Origin of the sequence: Pseudoxanthobacter sp., from assembly GCF_036822375.1 — a bacterium.
GTDB lineage: Bacteria > Pseudomonadota > Alphaproteobacteria > Rhizobiales > Segnochrobactraceae > Pseudoxanthobacter.
The window spans coordinates 4,373-5,833 of sequence record NZ_DAISHT010000209.1; the positions used below are offsets into that span (position 1 = coordinate 4,373).

Here is a 1,461-nt window from a genome sequence, read left to right on the forward strand (position 1 = left end):
CTGGTCCATTATTCCGGCGCCAAGGCCGCCATCATCGGCATGACCAAGGCGCTGGCGCGTGAGGTTTCCGCCCGCGGCGTGCGCGTCAATGCGGTTGCCCCCGGGCCGATCAACACGCCGCTGGTGCGGGCGCTGTCGCCGGACTGGCAGGCCCGCAAGGCGGCCGAACTGCCGCTCGGCCGCTTCGGCGAGCCGGAAGAGGTGGCCGAGACGGTCGCCTTCCTCGCTTCCCCCGGTGCCGCCCTGTTCGTTGGCCAGACGCTCGGCCCCAACAGCGGCGACGTGATGCTCTGAGGCGGCTGCCCGCCCGATTTTCAGGGAGACTGTTCCATGTCCGCGCACATTGCGTCTGCGCCCACCCCGCGCGTCGTGCTCGTCACCGGCGCCGGTATCGGCATCGGCCGCGCCACGGCGAAGACCTTTGCGGCGGCCGGCGACCATGTGGTCGTGACCGACGTGCTGGAGGCCGAAGGGCGCGCCGTCGTGGCCGAGATCGCGGCGGCCGGCGGCAAGGCCGAATTCGCCTTTCTCGACGTGCGCTCCACCGATGCCGTCGATGCGCTCGTTGCCGGTCTGGAGGCCCGCTTCGGTGCCGTCGATGTGATCGTCGCCAATGCCGGCATCGCCCACAAGGTGCCGCTCAGCGAGATGACCGACGAGAAATGGGATCTGACCCTTGAGATCGACCTCAAGGGCATCCTGCGCGTGGTGCGCGCCGCCGCGCCGGCCATGAAGGCGAAGGGCAAGGGCGTGGTGGTGGCGCTGTCCTCCATCATGGGCGTTGCCTACGGCTGGGACGAGCATGTGCATTATTCCGCGGCCAAGGCCGGCGTGGTCGGTCTGGTGCGCGGCCTCGGCGTGGAACTGGCGCGCGACGGTATCCGCGTGAACGCGGTGGCGCCGGGCTATATCCGCACCGCCCAGCTGCTGCACCCGGTCAATTCGCTCGGGCCGCAGGGTGCGGAGGCCGCCGGCGCCTTCATTCCCATGGGCCGCATCGGCGAGCCGGAAGACATCGCCGACGTCATCCTTTTCCTCGCCTCCGACGGCGCCCGCTACATGACCGGGCAGACGGTGGTGGTGGATGGCGGCCTGCTGCCGGGCCGCTACTGAAACCGATCAGCCATAACAACCGGAGATGGAACGCATGACAATGGACATGAACCGGCGCTCTTTCATGAAGCGCTCGGCCGGTATCGCCGCGCTGGCGCTGGGCGCGGGCACGCCGTTTCTGAATTCGCGCGCGGCCTATGCGCAGGTGACGGCGCTGGAAAAGCAGCAGCTGCGCACCATCGGCCTTTCCACCACCGTGCAGGAACGTCTGCTGGCGGAGTTCAAGGCCGCCTCCGGCGTTGGCACCACCTCCGGCACGGCGGCGACCTTCCCGGATGCGCAGACGAAGATCCTGTCCGGTTCCAAGGACTTCGACTGCTGGGAAGTGATCGCCGAGCGCCTGCCGGC

Annotated in this window: 3 protein-coding genes; all 3 read left to right on the plus strand. The window is 69.0% G+C overall.

Going from position 1 to position 1,461, the window contains the following annotated elements; translation table 11 throughout:
* A partial coding sequence (locus tag V7067_RS14785; protein WP_334176671.1) for an SDR family oxidoreductase occupies window positions 1-294 on the plus strand: 294 nt, incomplete at its 5' end.
* Window positions 295-330: 36 nt separating this feature from the next.
* Window positions 331-1,113 (plus strand): SDR family NAD(P)-dependent oxidoreductase, encoded by a 783-nt coding sequence (locus V7067_RS14790; RefSeq protein WP_334176672.1) that lies wholly within the window; start codon window positions 331-333, stop codon window positions 1,111-1,113.
* 34 nt (window positions 1,114-1,147) lie between these two features.
* A partial coding sequence (locus V7067_RS14795; protein ID WP_334176673.1) for a twin-arginine translocation signal domain-containing protein occupies window positions 1,148-1,461 on the plus strand: 314 nt, incomplete at its 3' end.

Excerpts from the sequence above, each read along its gene's own strand:
- V7067_RS14790 (WP_334176672.1), top strand. The coding sequence starts at position 331 with ATGTCCGCGCACATTGCGTCTGCGCCCACCCCGCGCGTCGTGCTCGTC.